Here is a 23,704-nt window from a genome sequence, read left to right as displayed (position 1 = left end):
CCCGACCTCCCACAAGCCGCCGCACCACCACCACCCGGACTGCCCGCCGGATCACCACAAGCCGCATGGGCACCACCACCATCACCACGAGCCGCAGCTGGCGCACACCGGCGCGGACGCCAACATGGGTCTGGCCGGCGGGGCCAGCGCCGCGATGGTGCTCGGTGGCGCCCTGCTGATGCGCCGTACCCGCGCCTCGAAGGGCTGACCCGCACCACGAAGACAAGAAGCACGAATCACAGAGGTCCGTCGGTACAGCAAGTGCTGTACCGACGGACCTCTGCGGTTTCGCTCAGGTCCGGGACAGGCCCGCCCGGTCCAGGCAGGCCGCGATCGCGGCGGTCTCGGCCTCGTCGAGTCGTCGCATCGGCGGGCTCATCACATTGGTGGCGACGACCCCGCGCAGCATGAGGGCCGTCTTGAACGCGCCGAGCCCCGCGGCCGTGGCGGACGCCGTACCTGGGCGGGCCGCGCGCACCGTCGTCGCCGCTGAAGTCCTTCACCCCGGCCAGCACGCCGTCCGCGGCAAGTGGCAGGAGCAGTTCCGGGTCCAGCTTGCTGTGCACGCAGACCGGCACGTCGTAGGCGAGCACCGGTACGTCGAGGGCGGCGGCGATGTCACGGAAGTGGCGGTCGATCTCGGTGTCGTGGGTGCGGGTGTAGAACGGCGCCGTGACGACGACGGCGGCGGCGCCTAGCGCCTGGGCCGCGCGGGCCCGCTCGATCGCGCGGCCGGTGGTGGTCTCGATCGCTCCGACGAGGACGGGTACCTGGCTTGCGGAGGCCGCCGTGACGATCTTGATGACCTCGTCCTGCCGGGCCGGCGTGACATAGGCGGTCTCGCCGGAGCTGCTGAGGGCGAACAGTCCGTCGGCCCCGCCGTCGAGGAGGTGTTCCACGACCCGTTCCGGAGAGAGCTGGTCGATCTCTCCGTCCGCGGTGAGCGGGGTGACGACGGGCGGGATCACTCCGGAGTAACGCGGAGTCCGGGCGGTCATGCGGTGCTCCTTGCGGACGGTACGGGGGTCGGGTCCCCGGTGGAGGGGGCGGGGTTCTGGGGGTGGACGCAGTGCCACCGGTGCTCGTCCGGGCCCGAGGTCCGGGCGGGAAAGGCCGTGGCGCAGGCGTCGTCCGCCTTCCAGCAGCGGGTGCGGAAGGGGCAGCCGGACGGCGGGTTGGTGGCCGAGGCACCGGTCCGGTGAGCACGATCCGTTCGGTGGTCTCCAGCAGGCTGGGGGTCGCGGAGAGCAGTGCCTCGGTGTACGGGTGCGCGGGGGTACCGGCGACGTCCTTCGCACGTCCCTCTTCGACGATCCGGCCGAGGTGGAGAACGGCGACGCGGTCGGCGGTGACCAGCGAGCCGCCGTGGAAGGTGGCGCCCTTGCGGAGTGCGGCCCGGTAGGTGGTGGCGTTGATCTTCTTCGGCATCTCGGTGGCGAGCGCGGGGCGGGCCACGAGCGTCGCCGGGTCGAGGTCCACGAGGCCCTCGAAGAGGTGCATGTTGGCGGCGTACGGGGTCGCGCCGGAGGTGATCACGGGGTCGAGGAGCGCATCGGGGGAGCGCATCGGGGAACGCGGGGTCGAGAGATGCGTGGGGCCCACTGGACCCGAACATAAGACGTCAGATGTCTGATGCCTTGATAGCGTGGGAACGTAGCTTGACAATCGAGAAGGGTCAAGAGGTGGGGAGTTCACACATGTCCGGTACGAGGCCCGGCCGGCAGCTGCTCCGGCAGGAGGTCGTCGAGGGCATCAAGCGCTACATCCTCGCGGAGCGACTCCGCCCCGGGGACCCGCTACCCACCGAGCCGGCCCTGTGCGAGGCGCTCGGCGCCAGCCGTTCCAGCGTCCGTGAGGCGGTCAAGATCCTCAACGCGCTGGACATCGTCGAGGTGCGTCACGGGCACGGCACCTATGTGGGCAGGCTGAGCCTGTCCGCCCTGGTGGAGAGCCTGACCTTTCGCGGACTGCTCTCCCCCGACGACGACTTCCAGGTGATGGCCGACCTCGTCGACGTACGCGAACTCTTCGAACGCGGAATGGCCGACCGGATCGTCTCGCTGCTCACCGCGGGGCAGCTCGACGCACTGGACGGCCTGGTCGCCACCATGCGCGAGACCGGCTCGCAGGACGGGCACGGCTTCGTCGAGGCGGACCGGGCATTCCACGCGCTGCTGGTGGCACCCCTGGGCAATGAGCTGATCGGCCAGCTCTCGATGGCCTTCTGGGACGTGTACGCGATCGTCGCCCCGCATCTGGACGGCTTCACGCACGCCGACGAGATGGCCACGATCACGGCGCACCAGAACATCGTGGACACCGCGCGGGCCGGGGACACACCCGGTTTCATGAAGGCGCTGGGTGAGCACTATGCCCCCGTCAGGCGCCGGATCTCCGAGGCGCGCGCCCGCGACGCCGGCCGGGACTGACCCACCCGCGGACCCTCCCGAGGCACCGGATTCCGGCCCCTCCGGCATCTCCCTCCTCCCGACAGGGGCCTTGATGCTTGCCGCGAGCGCTGTCCAGGGTCCGCGTGCCGCAGGACATCTGACGTCTTCTGTCCTAAGAGTCGGCGTTCAGTATCCCGGTCACACCCAGGAGGGCACCTCCATGCCGTTGACGGATCTCCCGCTCGCGGACTGCCGCACCTATCGGCCCGATTTGCCGGTTCCAGCCGGTTTCGATGCCTTCTGGTCCGACACTCTGAGCCAGGTCACCGCAGGCGGCCAGGATCCGGTGGAGAAGCCGGTGTACACCCCTGTCGACACCGGGCTCCCGCAGATCCGTACGTACGATGTGACATTGTCGGGCTTCGCCGGGCGACCGGTCCGCGGCTGGCTGCGTCTGCCGGCCGCGGCCATCGAACCGCTCGGCTGCGTCGTCGAGTTCCTGGGGTACGGGCGCGGACGCGGCCTCGCCCACGAGAACCTGCTCTGGGCGTCCGCCGGCCACGCACACCTCGTCATGGACACCCGCGGTCAGGGCTGGTCGGCCGCGGAGGGCGCCACTGCCGACACGGACGCCGGTGCGGCAGGCGCCGTCCCCGGCTTCCTCACCTGCGGCATCGAGAGCCCCGAAACGTACTACTACCGGCGGGTGTTCACCGACGCGGTGCGGTGCGTCGAGGCGATGCGCACCCATCCCGAGGTGGATCCGGGCCGGATCGTCGTCACCGGCGTCAGTCAGGGCGGCGGCATCGCGCTGGCGGTCTTCGGTCTCGTGCCGGGGCTGGCCGGGGTGATGCCGGACGTGCCGTTCCTCTGCAACTTCCGTCGGGCCGCGGAGATTTCGGGCCTTCCGCCGTACACCTGCTTCACCGCCTACAACCACTACGCGGGCCCCAAGGACGTACGGGTCTACCCGTTCAACGGGCACGAGGGCGGCGCGGCGTATCAGCAGCGGGAGCAACTGGCCTGGGTGCGCTCCCTGTTCGCAGGCCCGCCGCCGGGGCTGGCCGGCCATTGGTCCGCAAGGATGCAGCCCCCAAGGGATACGGCGACCCCAGCCTGCTCGTCGACCGCGTGACCGGCCGGATCTCCCTCTCCTACGCGGCCTCTGTGAGCCAGGGGTTCTTCGGCTCGGGCACCGGCAACGACGAGGCCGATCCGGACATCATCCAGGCCGACTACAGCTACTCCGACGACGACGGGCCGACCTGGGCCCATCGCCGTATCACCAAGCAGATCAAGGACCCTGCCTGGGCGGGCATGTTCGCGGCCTCCGGGGAGGGCATCCAGGTGCGGCACGGCGCGTACAAGGGCCGGCTGGTCCAGCAGTACGCCGTCCGCATCAACGGCGCCAACTACGCGGCCGGCGCCTACAGCGACGACCACGGCGAGACCTGGAAAATGGGCCACCCGGTCGGTCCCGGCGGCGACGAGAACAAGACCGTGGAGCTCTCGGACGGCAGGGTGGTGCTCAACAACCGTTCCAAGCCGTACCGGACGATCGCGTACTCCACCGACGGCGGGGTCGGCTACACCCCGTTCGTCCAGGACACACAGCTCACCGACCCGGCGAACAACGCCTCGGTGATGCGGTACGACCCCCATGCCGCGCCGTCGGATCCGCACTCGTCGTGGCTGCTGTTCAGCAACACCGAGGACCCGGCGGCACGGCGGAACCTCACGGTGAAGATGTCCTGCGACAACGGGAGGACCTGGCCGATCAGGAAGGCCGTCGACCCGGGCGCCGCCGCCGGCAGGCGTCCGGCAGGCGTCCGGTAGGCGTCCGGCAGCAGGACGGTGACCGTGACTCCGTGACCGGCCCGGACCTCCGGGTGTGCCCTGTGCCTACCGGAGGTGCGGCGCGCCCCGGGAGGCGCCGAGTGCACGGGGAACGGAGCGCCGAGTGCCCCGGGAACGGATGGCCGTACGTCTCCTTCCGGCACCGGACCGGGTGCACGGTGCGACGATGAGGACGGTCAGTACCTCCCGGAGCCGAGAACAGGTGGTAGCACCGTGGCAGTGACAGGGTTACGCATCGGGGTGGTCGGCGGCAGCATCGCCGGCTGCGCCGCGGCGATCGCGGGAGCCAGGGCCGGGGCGGACGTCAGCGTCCACGAGCGCAGCGGCGCGGCGTTGCAGGACCGGGGGTTCGGCATCGTCATCCCGCCGTCGCTGCACCGGGAACTGGTGACGGGCGGCTACCTGGGGCCGGACATGCCGACCGCGCCCGTGGCCACCCGTATCTGGCTCACCCGGGTGTCCGGTGGGCGGTCGTCGCGTGAGCTGGCCCGGCAGGAAGCCCCGGTGACATCGTGCAACTGGGGTTTGTTGTGGCGGGCGTTGCGGGCGAACGTCGGGGAGAGCGTCTACCGCCGCGGGCTGCCCGTCGACTCCGTCGGCCGGACCCCCTCCGGGCGGGCCCTGATCCGTACCGAGGACGGGGAGGAGGAGTACGACATCGTCGTCGGGGCGGACGGACACCGGTCCGTCACCCGCGGTCTGATCGCACCGGACGTCCGGCCGGTGCCCGCCGGGTATCTGGTGTGGCGGGGCACGATTCCGCTGAGCGCGCTCCGCGACCATCCGAAGCCGCTGGAACTCCTGCGGAGCTCCTGGATCACGCTGGGGTTCCCGGGCGGACACGGCGTCTTCTACCTGATTCCGGGGACCGTTCCCGGATCGCGGCTGCTGGCCTACGCCATCTACGGGTTTCCCCCGAAGCCGACGGAGTCTCAGGTCCCGGTCTCCACCGCGTATGTGCGGTACATCGCCGAGGAACACTTTCCGGCGGAGTGGGCCGACATCGTCGCCCGTGGTGAGCACGCTGCCCAGGCGCTCCACCCGGTCGCCGATTTCGTCGTCCCCCGGGCCGCCGAGGCGCCGTTCCTGCTGGCGGGCGACGCGGCGAGCGTCACCAGACCGCACACCGCCAGCGGCGCGGTCAAGGCGCTGGGGGACGCGCTGTGTCTGGAGCGGGCACTGCGCGGCTCCTCGTCGGCGGCCGAGGCGCTGGCCCGGTACGCCGACGAGCGCTCCGCCGAGGGGGCCCGCCTGGTGGAGCTGGGCCGCAGGCTGGGGCGCGAGCTGGTGGAGTGCACGCCCGACTGGCCGGCGATGGGGCCCGCCGACGTGGACGCGTGGAGCCGTGGCACATTGAACGGTGCCAGGAGCTATCTGTACGGCAGCATGCATCGACGATGACGGGTCCTGTCACCCCTCTTTCAGCGACCGGTGACGGGGCCTGTTGCCGCCTTTCAGTAGCTGGCGACAGGACCCCTTACCCCCTTTTTCAGCGGCCGGTGACGAGTCCTGTCGGCGGCCCTTTCAGTGGCCGGGCCGCGCGGGCGGAGACGCGACGGCGGTCAGCCGGGCCAGGTCCACGATCCGGCCGGCAGCCTCTGCCACGGCCGGGTCGTGGGTGGCGACCACCGTGATGCAGTTGCCCCGGTGGGTGTGTTCGGCGAGGAGGGCGGTCACCGCGATCACGGGGGCAATCACGGAAGGGTGACCGGGGCCGGCCGGGGCGAGCCAAAGCGGGCCGGGGCCGGGCAGGACGGGCCGGGGCGGGGCAGACCGGGGCGAGCTAAAGCGGGCCGGGCAGGAGCGGGCGAGCACCGATCGGAGCAGGGCGGGCGGGGGCAGGCCGGAGCGGGCCGGGGTGACCGGAGGGCGTGGAGCCCCGGCCCCGCCTCCCCTCAGCCCGTCGCGTACGCGGTCACAGGGCCGGACCCGGTTCGAGGCGGGTGCGGATGCCGTCGAAGTGGGTACGCATGGCCCGCACCGCGCGGTCTCCGTCGGCGGCCGCGACCGCTTCGACGATCTCGCGGTGCTGGGCACAGGTCGTCACGGGGTCCTGATGGTCGTCGTCGAGGTCTTCGCGCACCCGGTCCATGGCCGCCCAGAATGCGTCCAGCACCTCGCTGAGCAGGTGGTTGTCGAGCGAGGCGTAGAGCGCGAGGTGGAAGGCCCGGTCGGTGCCGCGCGCCACCCGGCCGCCGTCGCGGGCCTCGGCCTCCATCGCCGCGACGAGGCCGCGCAGCACTTCGAGGTCCTCGTCCGGGATGCCGGCCGTGACGGCGCCGACGAGTCCCGCCTCCAGTGCCTCCCGCACCTTCATCAGCTCGAAGAGCCCAGGCTCGCCCTGCCGGTGCCGGACAGCGGCCCGGAAGGCGAGCCCCTCGGCGAAGGGTGACAGGGAGAGCGACCCGACGAAGGTGCCGAAGCCGCGGCGGATCTCCACGACATTCACGGCCTGGAGCGCCTTCAGTGCCTCGCGCACCGACACCCGGCCGACCCCGAAGAGCTCCATCAGCTCCGCCTCGGTGGGCAACGCGGCACCGGGGGCGAGTCTGCGTTCCAGGATCAGTTCCTTGAGCCGGCGCTCTATGTCCTGAGCCATGGTGGGGCGCGCCACAACGTCCTCCTGAGGTGCCATTGCCCCTTGACCGGTCGCAGGAGCATCTGTTTAAGGTGAGGTCAGACATAGGACATCTTACGTCTCATGTCTTGATCCGTGCAGTCGTCCCGCGCGCATGGATCGGCGCATCAACCGAGCTGGAGCCCTCACCATGTCTCTGACCGCACCGCTGCACGGCGTCGTCCCGCCGGTCTGCACCCCGCTCGACTGCCGGGGGGAGGTCGACACCCCGTCCCTCACCCGCCTCGTCGAGCACCTCATCGGCGGTGGTGTGCACGGCCTGTTCGCACTCGGCTCCACCAGCGAGGTCGCGTACCTCACCGACGAGCAGCGCGCCACAACACTGGAAACCGTGGTCGATGTGACCGACGGCAGGGTTCCGGTGCTCGCCGGTGTCATCGACACCACCACCGCACGCGTCGTCGAGCACGCCAGGTCCGCCGCCGCACTGGGCGCGGACGCCCTGGTGGCGACCGCGCCGTTCTACACCCGCACCCACGGCAAGGAGATCGCCCAGCACTTCCGGCGGCTGGGCGCGGCGGTCGACCTGCCGCTGTTCGCGTACGACATCCCGGTCGCCGTGCACAGCAAGCTCTCCACCGCGCTGGTGCGCGAACTGGCCGAGGACGGCACACTGGCCGGCCTCAAGGACAGCAGCGGCGACGAGGGCGGACTGCGCCGACTGCTGGTGGAGCTGGGTGGCCGCGAGGGCCGCAAGGTCGGTCCCGCACCGCGGTTCAGCGTGCTCACGGGATCCGAACTCACCGTGGACGCTGCCCTGTTGGCCGGTGTCGACGGTGTCGTACCGGGCATCGGCAACGTCGACCCGGCCGGATATGTCCGGCTGTACGACGCCGCGCGGGCCGGAAACTGGGAGCTGGCCGCGAAGGAGCAGGAGCGGCTCGTCGAGCTGTTCGCCATGGTCGACGTCGGGCCCGAGGCGGACATGGGCCGCAGCTCCTCGGCGCTCGGCTCGTTCAAGGCGGCGCTCCAGCTGCTCGGCGTCATCGATTGCGGTGACACCGCCTTCCCGCAGATCCAGCTGAGTGCCGAATCCATCGCCCTGGTTTCCCGGCGCCTGCGCGCCGCCGGTCTGCCGCCCGTCCGATGAACGCCCCCTCGCAGCCGACGGCCGACGGTGCCGGAAGAGAGGCCGACGTCGCCCCGGTCCATGGCCGATGCACCCCGGTGACGTGGGTGGATGCCGCACCGCACTGAGCACCGGCCTCGCGGACCGCACCGGTCTCCCGGTGGCCTGCGACAACGACGTACGGGCCACGGCCGGTCCGGAACTGGCCGCGCTGCGCGCCCCGAAGACGGATCGCGGCTCGGCGGAAGCGGCCGGTCAGAGCCGTACGGCACCGCCCCCACACGGCCCGGACCCCTCGGTACCGAGCACACACGGCCCGGCCTCCTCAGTTCCGAGACCGAGCACACACGGCCCGGCCCCCTCGACACCGAGCACACACGGTCCGCACTCCTCGGCCCCGAGCACACATGGCGAGGCGGGCCGCGGGTCGTTGCCGTACGTGGCACGGAGCAGAGTCCTGGACATCGTCCGAGGGGTGCCGTGGCCCCGCCGCTGCACCGCCCGAACCCTGTCCGACGCGTTCCTGGACCGCTGGCGCGGCGCCTCGCAGAGCACCATGCGCCGCACCTCCCGGGGCGCGGCACCCGCCGGACGCAGCGGCGCCGACTCGCGGCGGCACTGCTCGGCGGCGAAGGCCAGGAACTCACCTCATCCGGTGGGGCGAGTCCCGGTGTTCAGCCCCGGTCTCGACACGGGCGCGCGTGGTCTCGTCCGCCGAGGTTTCCACCGCAATGGTCCTGCTCCGGTTTCACCGACCGCCACTGGTCTCGATATGGAACCTCGTCAGCGCAAACACGATCACGAGGTCGAGTGTCATCATCGGGATGGCCCACGCCGGGTAGTACGGAACGAACATGAACTGGGTGATCAGGCTGATCCCCGCTACCGCTGCGCCGGCCCCGCGACCCCAGCTCTTGTTTGCCAGGACTCCCAGGCCGGCAACAACGAGCGCCACTCCGACCACGAGGTGAATCACGCCCCAAGAGGTTAGGCCGAACCGGTAGGCGTAGTGGGACGAGGAGGAGAACAAGGTGTCCTTTGCGATGCCGGAAGCGCCCATAAGAATGCTGAGTGGCCCGCTGAGCATCAGCGCGGCCCCGGCGAACATGGACACACCGCTGACCTTTTCGCTGTCGGGCTCACCGTGCCCCAGCCGTGTCTTGTCCGGCATCGCTGCCATGGCCGTCGCCTTCCTGTACAGCGCGGTCACCGACGCACGCTGCCCGTGCGAGGCCGGCCACGCTCCCCTGCCAGGATCACCGCAATCCTTCGTCGCCGCGACTGCAAACCGCCGCTGAGGAGACAGCGGACGGAGGGTGATCGATGACATGCTCCTGCGGCTGCGGACCGGCGTCCCGTGGCGACGTCCACCCTCCCGGTTCGATGCCCTCACATCACTTCGAGCCGTGGCGGCCCGCTGCGACGAGCGGACCTACGTCTTTCACGGCACCGTGACGATCGCTGCCCTCCGCCCTCTGGCTGCATCGGTGAGCCGCCAGGCACGCTGCACCGCGGCCCGTGCCGGCGGCAAGTAGGAGACGGTGACGGCCGCGAGTAGAGGGCCCCACAGGACCAGCGGTTGGTAGAGGATGCCGACCACGAGGTCGCCCGCGTCCGTCATGTCATCGTGCGGGTATGTCCACCGCCAGGGAACATTGGCCCACATCACGGTCAGTGCCACCGCACCGAGGGCCGCTGGGACGACGGCGGCCATCGGACGCACGGTGCGCCTTCCGATGAGCGGTGTCCAGCGCGGCACGACCTCGCCCCAGGGCCGCACCAGACCGATCGTCGGAACGGCGAGAAGCTCGCAGACCACGCTCAGCGTCAGCATCCAGACCTTCGCGCCGAGCGTCTCGAAGGCCGCGAAGGTCTCGTCCAGGTAGCCGGCCGGACAGCCGAGCACCAGGACGATCCGCCGCAGCCCGCTCGGCAGTACAACCAATGCGGTCGGATGCGCGGCCCAGACCGCCCAACGGGGCGGCGGTGCAACGGAGTTTGCGGAAGTGGCGGCGGCCGGAGTGCTCATGCGGCTTTCGGCCGCCGGGAGCAGCACGCTCGGCGGCCGGCCGTCCTCGGTGAGGGTCATGCGCTCGCCGGTCTCCACCACGAGAGCGACCGGGCGGGCGAAGTCCTCGCCGTCGTCGCTCAGTTCAACACTGTTCGTGAACGTCGACGCTACCGACCGTCGGGCCCGAGCGGCTGGCCGATCGGCACGGGTTCGCGCACGTACTCAGTGCGAAGCCCCGAATCGGCCGATGGCATCCGCACAGAATGATGGGGCGGACCTGTGATGCGCCGCCTGCCTCTACGGATGCGCGGCAAGCCGCCGGACCGGACCGGTACCCGACCTGTGGGTCACGCGAGCGTGCGGGAGAACCGGTCGCATCGTGAGCAGCCGACGGGCAGACCGCCGGTCACGGCCGGTATCGGTGAATCCGTGCGCTGGGCAGGGACTACGCCCTGCCGGAGGTGAGGTTCTGCGGCCTGGGGAGCAACTACAAGTGGCAGCTGTCGGTCAGGGCCACGAGACGTTGAGCGGCACATCTCGGTGGAAGACGGCCATGGCCCGGCCGGGGCCGTTGTAGTCGTCGACGATCTTCATGTCGAAGCCGAGGCTGCGATGGAAGGCGATTGATCCGGTGTTCTCGATCGACGTGATCGCCTTCAACCGCCGTGCACCGTGACGTTCCGCTGCTTCGGCGAACGCCGTATAGAGACGACGCCCGAGACCGGTGCCACGGGCGTCGTCCCGCGTGGCGATCAGATGCACGTACCCGGTGCCGTCCGGGGTGACGAACCCGAAGACGTACCCCCTGATTCCGTCCTCGGCTCGGGCAACCAAGCAGGTGGAACCGAACTCCTGCACCAGCGCCCGCAGGTGCAGCGACCGGAGGTCGCGTTCGCCCCAGTAACGGGAGTGATCGGTCAGGACCTGATGGAAGTCGGCCACTGCGGCCGGTGCGATGTGTATCCCCATGACAACGATCATGGCAGGCGCCTCGGCCGTTGCATGCGAAGGCCCGCAGGGTGATCCCGCACCTGGCGCGGCCAGAGCGCCGACGGGTTCTTCGCCGACTCCGTGTGCCCCGGCGCACTCCTCACCGAGGCGGCGCGCGCCGTCCGGACCGGGGCGCCGCGCGCGGTGGCGGTGGCTGGTGTGGGCAGCGTTGCGGAAGCGGTCGCCGCAGCCCCTCCTCGTTCGCATCAGGGGGTGGCGGGGCAGTGCAGGGAGCCGGCGAGCAGCTCGATCATGCGGCTGTACCGGGCGGGGAAATCGACGTGGGCGGCGAGCAGCGCGGGGTCCTCCACGGCCGCGACGACGGTGGGGCCGGGATGGGCGAGCGGCCACAGCCCGGCGATGAGCACGATGGTCGCCGAGGCCAGTTCCTTCGCGGCCGCCTGGTCCAGTTCGGGCATGCGGGCGTGGATGATGCCGGCGAGCCGGTCGTTGTTGGCGAGCGCCCGGCGTTTGTAGGCGCGGACCGTCTCCACCGAGACCGCACGTTCCAATACGCCGGCCAGCACGCTCGCCAGCTCGCACATCACCGGCCGGGCGACGAGTGAGGCGGCGTAGGCGTCGGCGAAGTCGCGCACCGGCGACGCCGTCCCCGAGCCGTCGCCGTCAGCGGGCGCCAGTTCTGCCGGGAGTGTGTCCAGCCAGGCGCCGTACTCCCGATTGAGGAGTTCCAGGAAGACCGCCTCGCGGTTCTCGAAGTACCGCAGCACGTTCGAGGTGGCGATCCCCGCCTGTCGGCCGACGTCGCGCAGGGTGATGTCGGCGACCTGCGCCTTGTCCAGCAGTCGCTCGGCCGCGTTCAGGATCGACTGCCTGCGCAACTCCCGGTTCTCAGGGCTGCGTGCGCGGATGAACCCTTGCGTGGACTCCTTCATGCCGCTCTCTCCGCCTGCCTCGGTCGCTTCGCTCGCTGTCACGTTTCAGTCCAGGATAGCGACCGGCCCACATAAGAGAACGACATTCTGTTACGGTCGAAGAGGTTAAGAGAACGGCGTTCAGCTAACCGGCCGGACCGGATTCGGGAGGACATCGTGATCACTTTCGACAAGCTGCTGGTGGGCGGGGTCTGGACTGCCCCCGCCGCCTCCGGCACTGTGCAGGTCCGCTCCCCGCACGACCAGTCCCTGGTGGGCGTCGTACCGGAGGCCTCGTTCGCCGACGTCGACCGCGCCGTGGCAGCGGCCCGCGTGGCCTTCGACCACGGCCCCTGGCCGCGGCTGGCGCCCCAGGAGCGTCAGCGGGTGGTCGCACGGTTCAACGAGCTGCACTCCGCGCGTGCCGACGAGCTGGCCGCACTCATCACCTCGGAGAACGGCTCGGCGATCTGGTTCACCAGCCGGCTGCAGCGCAGCCTGAAAGACCAGAGCAACGACTTCATCGACATCGCGGCCGGCTTCGACTGGGAGGCCGAGCTGCCCGCACGGGGCGCCCACCGCACCGTGGTGCGCCGCGCCCCCGTCGGGGTCGTCGCCGCGGTGATCCCTTGGAACGCACCGCACCAGTCCGCCCTGGTCAAGATCATTCCCGCGCTGCTGGCAGGCTGCACGGTCATCCTCAAGCCGTCCCCCGAGACGGCGGTCGACGGCCTGCGGCTCGCCGAGATCCTGGTCGAGGCGGGCTTCCCCGAGGGCGTGGTCAGCGTGCTGCCCGCCGACCGCCAGGTCAGCGAATACCTGATCGCCCATCCCGGCGTCGACAAGGTCGCCTTCACAGGCTCCACCACGGCCGGGCGCCGCATCGCCGCCCTCGCCGGTGAGCAGTTCAAACGCGTCAGCCTGGAACTCGGCGGCAAGTCCGCCTCCCTCGTCCTGCCGGACGCGGACGTGCCCCAGGTCGCGGCGGGCCTGAAGGGCCTGTCGCTGGGCAACAACGGCGAGGCATGCATCGCCCACACCCGCATCCTGGCCCCGCGCAGCCGCTACGACGAGGTCGTCGACGCGATCGCCGCCATGATGCAGAGCATCACCGTGGGCGACCCCTCGGACCCGGCCACCTGGATCGGCCCCATGGTCAAGAAGGCGCAGCAGCAGCGCGTCCACTCCTACATCGAGGCCGGCATCGCCGAAGGCGCCCGCCTGGTGTCAGGCGGCCCCGGCGCACCGGACACCCCGGGCCTGGAGAAGGGCTTCTACGTACGCCCCACCCTCTTCGCCGACGTCACCAACTCCATGAAGATCGCCCAAGAGGAGATCTTCGGCCCGGTCCTGGCGGTCATCCCGTTCGACACCGAGGACGAGGCCGTCGCCATCGCCAACGACTCCCCCTACGGCCTGTCCGGCGGCGTGTGGACCGCCGACCCGGAGTACGGCCTTGAGGTGGCGCGCCGTATCCGCACCGGCACGTTCACCGTCAACGGCGCGCCCCGCGGCATGCGCGCCCCGTTCGGTGGCTTCAAGGCCAGTGGCTTCGGCCGCGAGTACGGCCCGGCGGGCCTGAGCGCCTACACCGAGTACCAGTCCATCGGCATGTGATCACCTGAGGCGCCAGGCACCCCGTAGCGGCGCGACGGCACCGGGCACCGAGGGCCGGGCACCGGGGGCCGACCTCGACCAGGCAGTCGCCCCGCTTCGCCTCGACGTCCTCCCGCAGCAAGAGTTGCTCGCGCCGGTCGGCGTACTCCTCGCTCGCGCTCGCGAACGGCGAGGACGACCGGCGTCTCGGGCGCGGCTTCCTTGAACCGGCGGGCCGGCGCGACCGCCTTCCCCGGCTCGGGCCGCGCCTTGATACGCATGCCGATCTGCTCGGAGAGGACCTTGTGGCGCTCCGCGCGGCTGGAGGGCTTCGAGTCGCGAAGTCTCCTTGCCGCCGCAGCCGATCACACCGGAAGAAGCACTTCACCGCCCAGCCCTCGGAGCGATCCCAGTCCCGTAGAGCCCGACTGTCAGTGCTGGGTGGAAGACTGCCCAGCATGATCGAACCGAACCCGAAAGCAGACCTTCTCCGCTACCTGCAAGAAGGCCGTGACGCCCTGCTGTGGAAGCTCGATGGGCTCTCGGAATACGGCATCCGCCGCCCGCTGACCCCCACGGGCACGAACCTGCTGGGGCTGGTCAAACACATCGCTGGCGTGGAGCTGGGGTACTTCGGCGACACGTTCGGGCGGCCGTTCTTCGGCGAGGAGCCGCCGCCCTGGTGGTATACGGAGGACCCAGAACCCAACGCGGACATGTGGGCCACCGAAGACGAGTCGCGCGACGACATCGTCGGGCTGTACCACCAGGCGTGGGAGCACTCCGACAACACGATCGCGACACTGCCGCTTGACGCGATCGGTCACGTCCCGTGGTGGCCGGAGGAACGGCGAGAGGTGACACTGCACCACATCCTGGTGCGCGTGATCTCCGATACCCAGCGGCACGCCGGCCACGCCGACATCGTGCGAGAGCTCGTCGACGGATCCGTCGGGTGCCTGGAGGGCAAGGACAGCCTGCCACCAGCAGATCAGGCATGGTGGGAGAAGTACCGGCGCCGACTGGAGCGCGTAGCGCGAGAAGTCGGCAACGGCTGACCCCGACCTGCTGCCGCCGACCACACCAGTTCCGGGGCCGGCCGTGCAGCCGCCCTTCGGACTCGGTGCCCGGGGAGGTGGGCGGTGGAGAGAGGTTCGTCCCCGAGGGCGAACGCCTCGGCTCCGTCAGGCAGTTCGAGCACTCCCACGAAGGTCCGTCATTTCGCAGGCCCGGTCGTGATCGCCCTCCGTTCCCGTCCAGTGCGACAGCGCGGCGTGGGGAACCACGATGAACGGGCCGCCCTCGGGCCCTTCCCGCGCACGGGCGGGAGCACGACGCCCTGGACGAGGACGTTGCCTCGCGTCTCCCCGCTCAAGCACACCGGCCTCAACTGCCCGAGCCGCTGCGCCTTTGCCGCGCGCCCACCGCGCGAGGGGCCGCGGCCCTTGCGCGACCGGGATCGGTCGAGCTGGACGATGACGAGAGCGGCGGCGAGGACGTGTAGTTGTCGTCGGTGCGCCGGTCGTGTCTTCAGTCTTCCCCGTGGTCGAGGGCGGCGACCTCGCGTACGGCCTCGGCGATGGCCGGGGACTCCTTCCTCAGGATCGCACCGTGGTTGCCGGCGACCTTCGCGCCGATCCGGATGTTCGCGTTGCGGGCGGTCACCGCGTCGAGACTGGCGCGTATCCGTTCCTGCTCGTCACCGCGGCTCCCGAAGGACGTTCCCGAAGCGACCACATACCGCACCGGGACGGTGATGTTGTCCAGCACGGGGCCGAGCTCGCGCTCGCGGGAGATCACGCCGATCTCGATGTTGCTGTCCGCCTGCTGTTCGGCCGTCATCCGCGGGGTCAGGCCCGTCGGGCGCAGCAGCGGCAGGAACCAGCCCAGCCGCCGGAACAGCTTCCGGATCCGCCGTTCCATGGCCTCGTCGAGCCAGTCGTACGGGAATGCGCCGTCGACCAGGACCGCACCCACGGCACGGTCCGGATTCCGGGCGGCCCAGTGCGCCGCGACGAACGCTCCGTAGGACCACCCCACCAGCAGCGCCCGGTCTGCACCCCTGGCCGCGAGGACGGCGTCGACGTCCCGGACGGCTGCCTCGAAGGAGTAGTCCGCCGAACGCTTCGATTTGCCGCGGGCCCGCTCGTCGTACGTGATGTGCCGCCACCCCGTCCCCAGTTCGGTGAGGACCCGCCGCCAGTACCCCTGGGTGGCGAACTGGCCGTTGAGGTAGACCACGGGGATGCCGGGACCGCCGGTGTCGGTGACGGCCAGGGCCGTATCGTCGACCGGCACCATGCCGGTCCACGTCGAACCGGTCGAGGAAGTGCGCTTCTTCGTCATGTGTTCCACCTGTTCGCGTGAGGCGTGGCCACGTTCGTCCCGGTTCGGTGCCCTCAGAGGCTGCGGGCGGTGATGTCGCCGTGGGAGGTGGTGGCGCGGATGTCGAGTTCGGCGGTGCCGTCGTTCTTGAGGGCGTTGCTGATGCGGCCGTGGTCGGTGCCGGCGTCCAGAGCGGCCGAGACGCCGGCGGCGGCACCGACCGAGATGTCGCCGGACTGGGTGCGGAGCACGACCGTGCCGCGCACGGCCTCGGTGATCCGGATGTCGCCCCTTTCGGTGCTGATCTCCGCGGGGCCGTTGAGCCGGCCGACCTCGACGTCGCCGTCGACCGCGATGAGGCGGACGCTCTCGGCCTCGTCGATCTTGATCTGGCGGTACGCGCCTTCGAAGGCGATGTCGCCGAGGCGGCCGACGCCGCGGAGCTCGGAGCCGGCGGTCTTGGCCTCGATGCGGGAGCCGGCGGGCAGTTGGACGGTGACCTCCAGGGATCCGGAGGGGCCGAAGAGCTGGTTCGTGGTTTCGGAGGTGTGGATCCGCAGGACGCCGTCGGCGTAGGCGACGGTGGTCCGCTCAGCGGCCTTGGTGTCGTGGCTCTTGGAGGGGTTGGTGGGCAGGACCTCGACGGTGGTGTCCGCACGGTTGGCGGCGATGAACTGGATGCGTCCGGCGGGGATGTCCAGGACGGCGGAGATCGGGGCGGGGGTGTCGAACTTCTGCATCGTGCTCTCCCGTGTTCGTTCGCTGTTTCCGACACCAGAAACGCTACGTTGCTTTCCATAACTCGACAACACACTTGTTGCATCGAAGTCACATATATGCAGGTGAGAGCAGAGAATCTGTTGCAATAACCTTCAGAACAACGCAACGAAGTCTCCTGCGATCATTGCAATGGAGTAGGGGGTGAACGCTATGGTGAGAGATCAGGGACCGCTACGAAGGATCACCGAGGAGATCGCGATGCCGGGAGGCAGGCTCACTCAGCAGGAACGTCGGCAGATCGCGCTGGGGCTGGCCGACAGCCTCCCCTACGCCGAGATCGCCCGACGCCTCGACCGTCCGACCTCGACGATCACACGGGAGGTGATGCGCAACGGCGGCCCCACCGCCTACCGGGCCGACCTGGCCCACCGCGCCACCGAACGCCGCGCCCAACGGCGCGGGCCCGCCTCTTCCCGAGCGGCAGGGTCGGTTCCCCAGCCGCATGGACGCGACGCCAAGGCTGTGGCCGAGTACGAGGAGACGCTCACCACGGTCCTCATGGCCACGGGCCTGCCCAAGATGATGGCCCGGGTGCTGACCTGCCTGTTCACCAGCGACGCGGGCAGCCTCACCGCGTCCGACCTCGTCCAGCGCCTCCAGGTCAGCCCGGCGTCCATCTCCAAAGCGATCGCCTTCCTGGAGAGCCAGAGCCTCGTCCGCCGAGAACGCGACGAACGCCGCCGCGACCGCTACGTCGTCGACGACGAACTCTTCTACCAGGCGACGATCGCCAGCGCCCGGTCCAACGACCAGCTCGTCGCCACCGCACGCCAGGGCGTCGCCGTCCTCGGCCCCGACACCCCGGCCGCCACCCGCCTGGAGAACGTCGCACGCTTCCTCGACTTCATCAGCGAAAGCGTCGTCCGCGCCGCCGAACAGGCCCGCGAAGTCCTCCACACCCAACCCGAGGCTTCACCGAGTGACGCCTCGACGACGCCGAGCGGCGCTCCTGACCGCGCTGCGGGTCCGGCCCCGGCTCCTCGCGCCGCCCGCTGGTCGGCGCGTGGGTGACGGCGGTTGCGGCGCCGGCCGGGACCTGGAGCGGTCCGATACCGAATCGCCGGTGCGGTGAGACGCCGGGCCCGTCCCACCGCACCGGGCCGCCTCAGGCCGTGATGCGCTCGAAGATCGCGGCGAGGCCCTGCCCGCCACCGATGCACATGGTCTCCAGGCCGTACCGGGCCTCGCGGCGGCACAGCTCGCGGGTCAGCGTGGCGAGGACACGGGCGCCGGTGGCGCCGACCGGGTGGCCGAGGGAGACGCCGGAGCCGTTGACGTTGATGCGCTGCTCATGGTCCGTGTCACCGAGGCCCAACTCCCTGGTGCAAGCGAGCACTTGGGCGGCGAACGCCTCGTTGATCTCGATCAGGTCGAGATCAACGAGGGTGAGCCCGGCGCGGTCGAGCGCGGCCAAGGTCGCCGGGACGGGGCCGATTCCCATCGTCGCGGCGGGCACCCCGGCGCGGGCGAAGGAGACCAGCCGGACCAGCGGGGTGAGGCCGAGACGTTCGGCGGTGGCCGCGCTGGTCACCAGGCAGGCCGCGGCCGCGTCGTTCTGACCGCTGGCGTTGCCCGCGGTGACGGTCGCCTCCGGGTCGGACTTCGCCATGATCGGGCGCAGCGCGGCAAGTTGTTCGGCGGTGGTGTCCGGGCGGGGGTGCTCGTCGGCGGTGACGACCGTCTCGCCCTTGCGGGTCCGCACCGTGACGGGGACGATCTCCGCGTCGTACCGCCCCTCCGCCGCGGCCCGGCCGGCGCGCTGCTGCGAGCGCAGGGCGAGGGCGTCCTGATCGGCGCGGCCGATGCCGTACGCACGGCGCAGGTTCTCGGCGGTCTCGATCATGCCGCCCGGTACGGGGTGGTTGACACCGCCCGCGGTGACCCTGCCCCGGGCCAGCGCGTCGTGGAGCTGGAGACCGGGGCCCTTGATGCCCCAGCGGCCGTCGTGCGTGTAGTACGGGGCGGCGCTCATCACGTCGACGCCGCCCGCGACGACGACCTCGCTGAAGCCGGCCCGGATCTGCATCGCCGCGTCGAGGACGGCTTGGAGGCCGGAGCCGCAGCGCCGGTCGATCTGGGCGCCGGTGACGGTCTCGGGCAACCCCGCGTCGAGGGCGGCGACCCGGCCGATGGCGGGGGCCTCGGCGGACGGGTAGGCGTGTCCGAGGATCACCTCGTCGACCGCGGCGGGGTCGATGCCGGTACGGGCGACGACCTCGGCGACGACGCGTGCGGCGAGCGCGGCCGGCGTCTGCTGTGCGAACACTCCGCCGAAACGGCCGATGGGAGTGCGCAACGGTTCACAGATGACGACATCGAGCTGCTGGTCGGGCACGGCGTGACCTTTCGGTGGCGAGGGCGTGTGCTGCCCTTCCGGTGGTGTATGCCGCCCTTCCGGTGGCGAGGGCGTGTGCCGCCGACCCTTGCACCCGGTGACTGAGCCGGTCCAATATCCAGTTCACCCTGGTTCAAGACGTGGCGCGTCTCAATGGCGGCTTGCGGTGGCTCGGTCCCCCACCCGGCCCGTCCGCCCCACCGGACCCGCCGCACCCGCCGGACCTGTCGGACCCGTCGGACCTGTCGGACCCGTCGGGGTGGGCGGACGGACCGGGGTGGGCAGGGCTTCCTCCGCCACCGCGAGCACTGTCCGGAGAGCGGCGGAGGGGGTGTCGGCCCGCCAGGCCAGCGCCGCTTGGAGCCGGATGGGCGGCCCGGACAGCGGCCGGTAGACGAGGCCGCTCTGCTGGATGTGCTGGACGGAGGTGACGGTGAGGGTGACACCGACTCCCGCGGCGACGAGCGCCAGGATGGTGTACGAGTCGGGCGCCTCCTGGACCACGCGCGGGTTGAACCCGGCGGCCTCGCAGGCCCCGACCATGGCGTCGCGCACGGTGGAGCCGGTGTTGGCGGGGAAGGAGACGAAGGGCTCCTCCGCCAGGACCCCGATAGGGACACTCTCCAGACGGGCGAGCGGGTGGTCGGAGGGCAGCGCGCACACCAGCTCCTCCTCGTCGATCACCCGGTACGCCACGCCCGGCTGGGTCACCGGCAGCCGGACGAACCCCAGGTCGAGCGAGCCGTCGGCGACCCGGTCGAGGGCGACATTGGCGTACGTCTGCCCCTTCATGACCAGTTCGAGCGCGGGGTGGGCGGCGCGTACGGCACGGGTGAGGAGCGGCAGCGTCTCATGGCTGGAGGCGCCCGCGAAGCCGATGGTGACCCGTCCGTACTCACCCCGGCCGGCCGCCTTCGCCGCACGCACCGCGGTGTCGAGGTCGTCGAGCACGGTCCGTACGGGCTGGAGGAAGGACTCGCCCGCGCTGGTGAGCCGCACGGACCGGGTGTTGCGTTCGAAGAGCTGGACGCCCAACTCCTTCTCCAGCTGCCGGATCTGCTGGCTCAGCGGCGGCTGGGCCATCTGCAGCCGTTTCGCGGCCCGCCCGAAGTGCAGTTCCTCCGCCACGGCGACGAACGCGGACAGATGACGCAGCTCCATGCCCGCTCCTCGATTCATTACTGGAACGTCTTGATGTGACCTTAATTTGGTATTGGACAGCAATCAATAGCCGCTGACACGGTGGGGCGACGCGCATACACAGGGCGCACGCAGAGCCGGAGGAGCACCGTGGCCACGACGGACCGGAAGGACAAGACGAGGTCGATGAAGGCCGCGATCGCCGCCTTCGTCCACGACGGTGGCACCGTCTGCCTCGAAGGCTTCACCCATCTCGTCCCCACCGCCGCGGGCCACGAGATCATCCGTCAGGGCCGCCGGGACCTCACCGTCGTCCGGATGACCGCGGACATCGTGGTGGACCAGATGGTCGCCGCGGGCTGTGTCTCGCGGCTGGTCTCCTCCTTCGTGGGCAACTCCTCCGCCGGGTCGCTCGGCGAGCTGCGGCGCCGCATCGAGAGGGGAGACCCTGCGCCGCTCGCCCTCGAGGAGTACAGCCACTACGGGATGATCTGCCGCTACCTCGCCGGCGCCCAGCGGCTGCCGTTCCACCCGCTGCGCAGCTACGGCGGCAGCGATCTGCCGTCCGTCAACAGCGCCCTGCGCAAGGTCACTTCGCCGTATCCGGGCCCGGACGGCGAGGCCGAGGAGATCTATGTCGTACCTCCGGTCAACCCGGATGTGACGATCATCCACGCCCAGCGCGCCGACCGCAGCGGCAACACCCAGATGTGGGGCCTGACCGGCATCCAGGCCGAGGCGGTGTACGCGGCGGACAAGGCGGTCGTCGTCGTGGAGGAGATCGTCGACGACGAGGTGATCCGTTCGGACCCGAACCGCACGCTCGTCCCCGCCCACGCGGTCGACGCGGTCGTCCTCTGCCCGCGCGGCGCCCACCCCTCCTTCGCCCAGGGGTACTACGACCGGGACAACGCCTTCTACCGGGCCTGGTCGCACATCAGCAAGGATCCGCAGCGCCTGCAGGAGTGGTTGGACGAATGGGTGCGCGGGACGGCCGATCACGCCGAGTACGTCGACAGACTCGGCGAGGACTTCTGGGCGGGGCTGGCTGTCGGCGAGGCGCTGAGCCGCCCGGTGAACTACGGACGGCGTCTGTGAGTACGGCGCAAGCAGGTACGGCAGACCCCGACGAGGCAGACCTCAGCACGGCAGACCCGACGGCAGACCTCAGCACGACGAACCCCGGCACGAGGGCTGCGACGACGGAATCGGGACGCACGAAGGAGCGGACCATGACCACCACCGCACCGGACACCATCACCTCGTCGGAGCTGCTCTCCGTCGTCGCGTCCCGCGAACTGGCCGCGCACCGGACGGTGTTCGCCGGGATCGGCCTGCCGACCCTCGCCACCGAGCTGGCACATCTGACCGTCGCGCCGGAAATCGAGGTCGTGTACGAGTCCGGGGTCTGCGGCGCCCATCCCTCGCATCTTCCGGAGACCATCGCCGACGCGGTGCTGATCACCGGGGCCGAGGCGGTGCTCTCGATGCCCGCGCTCTTCGGCTGCGTCCTGCAGGGCGGCCACATCGACGTGGGGTTCCTCGGCGCAGCGCAGATCGATCGCTGGGGCAACCTCAACACATCCGTGATCGGCGACTGGGACAGCCCGTCGGTCCGGCTGCCCGGATCCGGCGGCGGCATCGAGGTGATGGCCAACTCCCGCGAGGTCTTCGTGGTGATGCGCCGCCACAATCCGCGCTCCTTCACCGGCACCCTCGACTTCTGCACCACTCCCGGACCCGACCGTGCGCTGGCCGAGGGCATCCGCCCGCTGGGCGCCGGTGTCACCCGGGTCATCACCGAACTGGGCATCCTGGCCCGCGCGGGCGTCGGCGAGGAGCTGCGGCTGGTCGCCGTCCACCCCGGCGTCACCGTCGAACAGGTGCGGGCGGCCACCGGCTGGGACCTGAAGGTCGCCGACACGGTCGGGACCGTACCGCCGCCGACCGCGGCCGAACTCCGGCTGCTGCGCGAGGACGTGGACCCGGACCGCGTCTATCTTCGCTGAGACGGATCACATGTCACCCCCCGAGAGGACCGCAACCGCCATGCGTATCAGGATCGTCGGCGCCGGGGCCATGGGCCGCGGCATCGCCCAGTGGGCGGCAACCGCCGGACACACCGTCGAGCTGTGCGACGTACGCACGGAGGCGGTGACAGCCGCCGTGGAGTTCGTACGGTCCATGCTCGAACGGGCCGTGCAGAAGGGCAGGATGTCCGCCGAGGGCTCCGCCGCCGCCCTGGACCGGCTGATCCCGCTCGACGACCCGTGGGCAGGGGGACCGGACGTCGAACTGGTCATCGAAGCCGTGCGGGAGGACCTCGACACCAAGACGGAGGTCTTCGTCCGACTGGAGCAGGCGCTGCCCGCGACGGCGGTCTTCGCCACCAACACCTCGTCCCTGTCGGTCACCCGGATCGCCGCGGCGCTGAAGGACCCGACCCGCCTGGCCGGGCTGCACTTCTTCAACCCGGTTCCGCTGATGAAGATCGTCGAGATCGTGCCGGGCGCGGCCACCCGCCCGGAGATCCTGCCGGCCCTCACCGCACTCGTCGAGAGCTGCGGACACCGCGCGGTCACGGTCGCCGACACCCCCGGCTTCCTGGTCAACCACGCCGGCCGCGGTCTGGTCACCGAGGCGTTGGCGCTGCTGGAGGAGACGGTCACCGACCCGGCGGGCATCGACCGGATCGCCCGTGACGTGCTCGGCCTGCGGATGGGACCGTTCGAGCTGATGGACCTCACCGGTCTGGATGTGACGGCCGCGGTGATCGACTCGATCTGGCAGGGATTCCGGTACGCGGACCGGCTCCGCCCCTCCTACCTCACCCCGAACCGGGTGGCCGCCGGACTGCACGGCCGCAAGACCGGACGAGGCTGGTTCGACCACGGCCCCGAGGCGCCCGCCCCGGCCCCGGAACCGCCGGTCACGGGCGACGTGGACCGCCCGGTGTTCGTCCACGGCGCCGCGCCGCAGAACCAGGACGCGGCCGCGCTGCGTGCGGCGCTGACCGCCGCAGGCGCCGTCGTCGAGACCGGTGCGGAGCCGTCCGCCGATGCCGTCGTCCTGGTTCCGGTCTGGGGCACCACGGTGGCCTCGGAGGTCGCCGCGCACGGGCTGCCGGCCGGGCGCACCTTCGGCGTGGACCCGCTGCTTCCGGTCGGCCGGCGGCGGGTGCTGGCCGTGACCCCGGCGGCGGACCCGGCCGCCGCGCGCGACGCCCGCGCGGTGCTGGCAAGGGCAGGCGGGGACGGAGACGGGCCCTGCGCGGTCTCGGTGGTCCGGGACACGGCGGGCTCGGTCGCGCAGCGGCTGCTCGCCTCGATCGTGTCGGTCGCGGCATCGATCGCGGAACGTTCCCTCGCCGCCCCCGCCGATATCGACCTGGCCGTCACGGCCGGGCTCGGCTACCCCGTCGGTCCGCTGGCCTGGGGCGACCGGATCGGCGCCGCGCGGATGCTGGAACTGCACCGGGCGCTGCACCGCACGACGGGCGACCCCCGCCACCGCCCGAGCCGCTGGGTCACCGAACGCGCCCAGCTCGGTCTCCCGCTGACAGCCCAGGGGACATCCCCCGCCGACTGCACGGCCCGCACCGCGCCGTCGTAACAACGAGACGGGGTCTGCCCGGGTCCGGCCACGGCCCCGGGCAGACCCCGACAGGCTCCGGCAGATCCGGCCACAGCCCCGGCGGGTCC

General features: G+C 71.0%; 21 protein-coding genes and 4 pseudogenes. 13 read left to right on the top strand and 12 right to left on the bottom strand.

Annotated elements, in window-relative coordinates:
• Nucleotides 1-208: LPXTG cell wall anchor domain-containing protein (locus ACFVT1_RS23895; RefSeq protein WP_389798762.1), on the top strand; the 208-nt coding region annotated here is incomplete at its 5' end.
• 84 nt (nucleotides 209-292) lie between these two features.
• Here ACFVT1_RS23895 and ACFVT1_RS23890 read toward each other — a convergent pair.
• Together ACFVT1_RS23890 and ACFVT1_RS23885 are read right to left on the bottom strand one after the other, a co-directional pair.
• A pseudogene (locus ACFVT1_RS23890) lies at nucleotides 293-998 on the bottom strand (dihydrodipicolinate synthase family protein).
• Nucleotides 995-1,347: pseudogene (locus tag ACFVT1_RS23885) on the bottom strand (oligopeptide/dipeptide ABC transporter ATP-binding protein); the annotation flags it as partial. The pseudogenes ACFVT1_RS23885 and ACFVT1_RS23890, both read right to left, overlap by 4 nt.
• A 350-nt stretch (nucleotides 1,348-1,697) precedes the next feature.
• Here ACFVT1_RS23885 and ACFVT1_RS23880 point away from each other — a divergent pair.
• The 4 genes and pseudogenes from ACFVT1_RS23880 to ACFVT1_RS23865 all read left to right on the top strand — a co-directional run bounded on the left by ACFVT1_RS23880 (nucleotide 1,698) and on the right by ACFVT1_RS23865 (nucleotide 5,648).
• Nucleotides 1,698-2,429 carry a FadR/GntR family transcriptional regulator gene (locus tag ACFVT1_RS23880; protein WP_389798760.1) on the top strand — a complete coding sequence of 244 codons (732 nt, stop codon included), beginning with the start codon at nucleotides 1,698-1,700 and terminating at the stop codon, nucleotides 2,427-2,429.
• 181 nt (nucleotides 2,430-2,610) lie between these two features.
• Nucleotides 2,611-3,525, top strand: a complete 915-nt coding sequence (locus tag ACFVT1_RS23875; protein ID WP_389798757.1) for an acetylxylan esterase — start codon at nucleotides 2,611-2,613, stop codon at nucleotides 3,523-3,525.
• Nucleotides 3,462-4,199: pseudogene (locus tag ACFVT1_RS23870) on the top strand (exo-alpha-sialidase); the annotation flags it as partial. The gene ACFVT1_RS23875 and the pseudogene ACFVT1_RS23870, both read left to right, overlap by 64 nt.
• A gap of 267 nt (nucleotides 4,200-4,466) precedes the next feature.
• Complete coding sequence (locus ACFVT1_RS23865) at nucleotides 4,467-5,648, top strand: FAD-dependent monooxygenase (protein ID WP_389798754.1); 1,182 nt, start codon at nucleotides 4,467-4,469, stop codon at nucleotides 5,646-5,648.
• A 123-nt stretch (nucleotides 5,649-5,771) separates the two neighbouring features.
• Here the strand turns inward: ACFVT1_RS23865 and ACFVT1_RS23860 are convergent, their stop codons facing one another.
• Nucleotides 5,772-5,945, bottom strand: coding sequence for a hypothetical protein (locus tag ACFVT1_RS23860; RefSeq protein WP_389798752.1), 174 nt, complete (start codon nucleotides 5,943-5,945; stop codon nucleotides 5,772-5,774).
• Between the two features lie 217 nt (nucleotides 5,946-6,162).
• The gene (locus ACFVT1_RS23855; protein WP_389798750.1) at nucleotides 6,163-6,861 is read right to left on the bottom strand and encodes a FadR/GntR family transcriptional regulator; all 699 of its coding nucleotides are present in this window, start codon (nucleotides 6,859-6,861) and stop codon (nucleotides 6,163-6,165) included.
• A gap of 154 nt (nucleotides 6,862-7,015) precedes the next feature.
• Here ACFVT1_RS23855 and ACFVT1_RS23850 point away from each other — a divergent pair, with 154 nt between their 5' ends.
• Together ACFVT1_RS23850 and ACFVT1_RS23845 are read left to right on the top strand one after the other, a co-directional pair.
• Entirely contained in the window at nucleotides 7,016-7,975 is a 960-nt protein-coding gene (locus tag ACFVT1_RS23850; RefSeq protein WP_389798747.1) for a dihydrodipicolinate synthase family protein, read from the top strand.
• Nucleotides 7,976-8,060: 85 nt separating this feature from the next.
• Nucleotides 8,061-8,168: pseudogene (locus tag ACFVT1_RS23845) on the top strand (ROK family protein); the annotation flags it as partial.
• Nucleotides 8,169-8,702: 534 nt separating this feature from the next.
• Here ACFVT1_RS23845 and ACFVT1_RS23840 read toward each other — a convergent pair.
• The 4 genes from ACFVT1_RS23840 to ACFVT1_RS23825 all read right to left on the bottom strand — a co-directional run bounded on the left by ACFVT1_RS23840 (nucleotide 8,703) and on the right by ACFVT1_RS23825 (nucleotide 11,890).
• Nucleotides 8,703-9,164, bottom strand: coding sequence for a hypothetical protein (locus ACFVT1_RS23840; RefSeq protein ID WP_389798744.1), 462 nt, complete (start codon nucleotides 9,162-9,164; stop codon nucleotides 8,703-8,705).
• A gap of 231 nt (nucleotides 9,165-9,395) precedes the next feature.
• Complete coding sequence (locus tag ACFVT1_RS23835) at nucleotides 9,396-10,043, bottom strand: hypothetical protein (protein ID WP_389798741.1); 648 nt, start codon at nucleotides 10,041-10,043, stop codon at nucleotides 9,396-9,398.
• Nucleotides 10,044-10,472: 429 nt separating this feature from the next.
• Nucleotides 10,473-10,946, bottom strand: a complete 474-nt coding sequence (locus ACFVT1_RS23830; RefSeq protein ID WP_389798738.1) for a GNAT family N-acetyltransferase — start codon at nucleotides 10,944-10,946, stop codon at nucleotides 10,473-10,475.
• A 215-nt stretch (nucleotides 10,947-11,161) separates the two neighbouring features.
• The gene (locus tag ACFVT1_RS23825; RefSeq protein WP_389798735.1) at nucleotides 11,162-11,890 is read right to left on the bottom strand and encodes a TetR family transcriptional regulator; all 729 of its coding nucleotides are present in this window, start codon (nucleotides 11,888-11,890) and stop codon (nucleotides 11,162-11,164) included.
• 114 nt (nucleotides 11,891-12,004) lie between these two features.
• Here ACFVT1_RS23825 and ACFVT1_RS23820 point away from each other — a divergent pair, with 114 nt between their 5' ends.
• Nucleotides 12,005-13,444 carry an aldehyde dehydrogenase gene (locus ACFVT1_RS23820; RefSeq protein WP_389798733.1) on the top strand — a complete coding sequence of 480 codons (1,440 nt, stop codon included), beginning with the start codon at nucleotides 12,005-12,007 and terminating at the stop codon, nucleotides 13,442-13,444.
• Between the two features lie 437 nt (nucleotides 13,445-13,881).
• A complete protein-coding gene (locus ACFVT1_RS23815) occupies nucleotides 13,882-14,481 on the top strand; it encodes a DinB family protein (RefSeq protein ID WP_389798732.1) in 600 nt (199 codons plus the stop codon).
• A gap of 472 nt (nucleotides 14,482-14,953) precedes the next feature.
• Here the strand turns inward: ACFVT1_RS23815 and ACFVT1_RS23810 are convergent, their stop codons facing one another.
• Nucleotides 14,954-15,769 (bottom strand): alpha/beta fold hydrolase, encoded by an 816-nt coding sequence (locus ACFVT1_RS23810; protein ID WP_389798730.1) that lies wholly within the window; start codon nucleotides 15,767-15,769, stop codon nucleotides 14,954-14,956.
• Between the two features lie 53 nt (nucleotides 15,770-15,822).
• Complete coding sequence (locus ACFVT1_RS23805) at nucleotides 15,823-16,488, bottom strand: DUF4097 family beta strand repeat-containing protein (protein ID WP_389798727.1); 666 nt, start codon at nucleotides 16,486-16,488, stop codon at nucleotides 15,823-15,825.
• A 238-nt stretch (nucleotides 16,489-16,726) separates the two neighbouring features.
• Here ACFVT1_RS23805 and ACFVT1_RS23800 point away from each other — a divergent pair, with 238 nt between their 5' ends.
• Nucleotides 16,727-17,539: a helix-turn-helix domain-containing protein gene (locus tag ACFVT1_RS23800; RefSeq protein WP_389799113.1), complete on the top strand. Its 813-nt coding sequence runs from the start codon at nucleotides 16,727-16,729 to the stop codon at nucleotides 17,537-17,539.
• Nucleotides 17,540-17,633: 94 nt separating this feature from the next.
• Here ACFVT1_RS23800 and ACFVT1_RS23795 read toward each other — a convergent pair whose 3' ends face one another.
• Nucleotides 17,634-18,863: an acetyl-CoA C-acetyltransferase gene (locus ACFVT1_RS23795; protein ID WP_389798724.1), complete on the bottom strand. Its 1,230-nt coding sequence runs from the start codon at nucleotides 18,861-18,863 to the stop codon at nucleotides 17,634-17,636.
• Between the two features lie 150 nt (nucleotides 18,864-19,013).
• Nucleotides 19,014-20,024, bottom strand: coding sequence for a LysR family transcriptional regulator (locus ACFVT1_RS23790; protein WP_389798722.1), 1,011 nt, complete (start codon nucleotides 20,022-20,024; stop codon nucleotides 19,014-19,016).
• A gap of 165 nt (nucleotides 20,025-20,189) precedes the next feature.
• Between ACFVT1_RS23790 and ACFVT1_RS23785 the strand changes: the two genes are divergently transcribed.
• The 3 genes from ACFVT1_RS23785 (at nucleotide 20,190) to ACFVT1_RS23775 (ending at nucleotide 23,615) form a co-directional block, all read left to right on the top strand.
• Nucleotides 20,190-21,101 carry a CoA transferase subunit A gene (locus tag ACFVT1_RS23785; RefSeq protein ID WP_389799110.1) on the top strand — a complete coding sequence of 304 codons (912 nt, stop codon included), beginning with the start codon at nucleotides 20,190-20,192 and terminating at the stop codon, nucleotides 21,099-21,101.
• A 134-nt stretch (nucleotides 21,102-21,235) separates the two neighbouring features.
• Nucleotides 21,236-22,012 (top strand): CoA-transferase subunit beta, encoded by a 777-nt coding sequence (locus tag ACFVT1_RS23780; RefSeq protein WP_389798719.1) that lies wholly within the window; start codon nucleotides 21,236-21,238, stop codon nucleotides 22,010-22,012.
• A 40-nt stretch (nucleotides 22,013-22,052) separates the two neighbouring features.
• Nucleotides 22,053-23,615: a 3-hydroxyacyl-CoA dehydrogenase gene (locus tag ACFVT1_RS23775; protein ID WP_389798717.1), complete on the top strand. Its 1,563-nt coding sequence runs from the start codon at nucleotides 22,053-22,055 to the stop codon at nucleotides 23,613-23,615.
• The last annotated feature ends 89 nt before the right edge of the window (nucleotides 23,616-23,704 follow it).

Source organism: Streptomyces sp. NPDC057963, from assembly GCF_042887155.1.
Taxonomy (GTDB): domain Bacteria; phylum Actinomycetota; class Actinomycetes; order Streptomycetales; family Streptomycetaceae; genus Streptomyces.
This window is presented reverse-complemented; position numbering and strand designations above follow the sequence as displayed.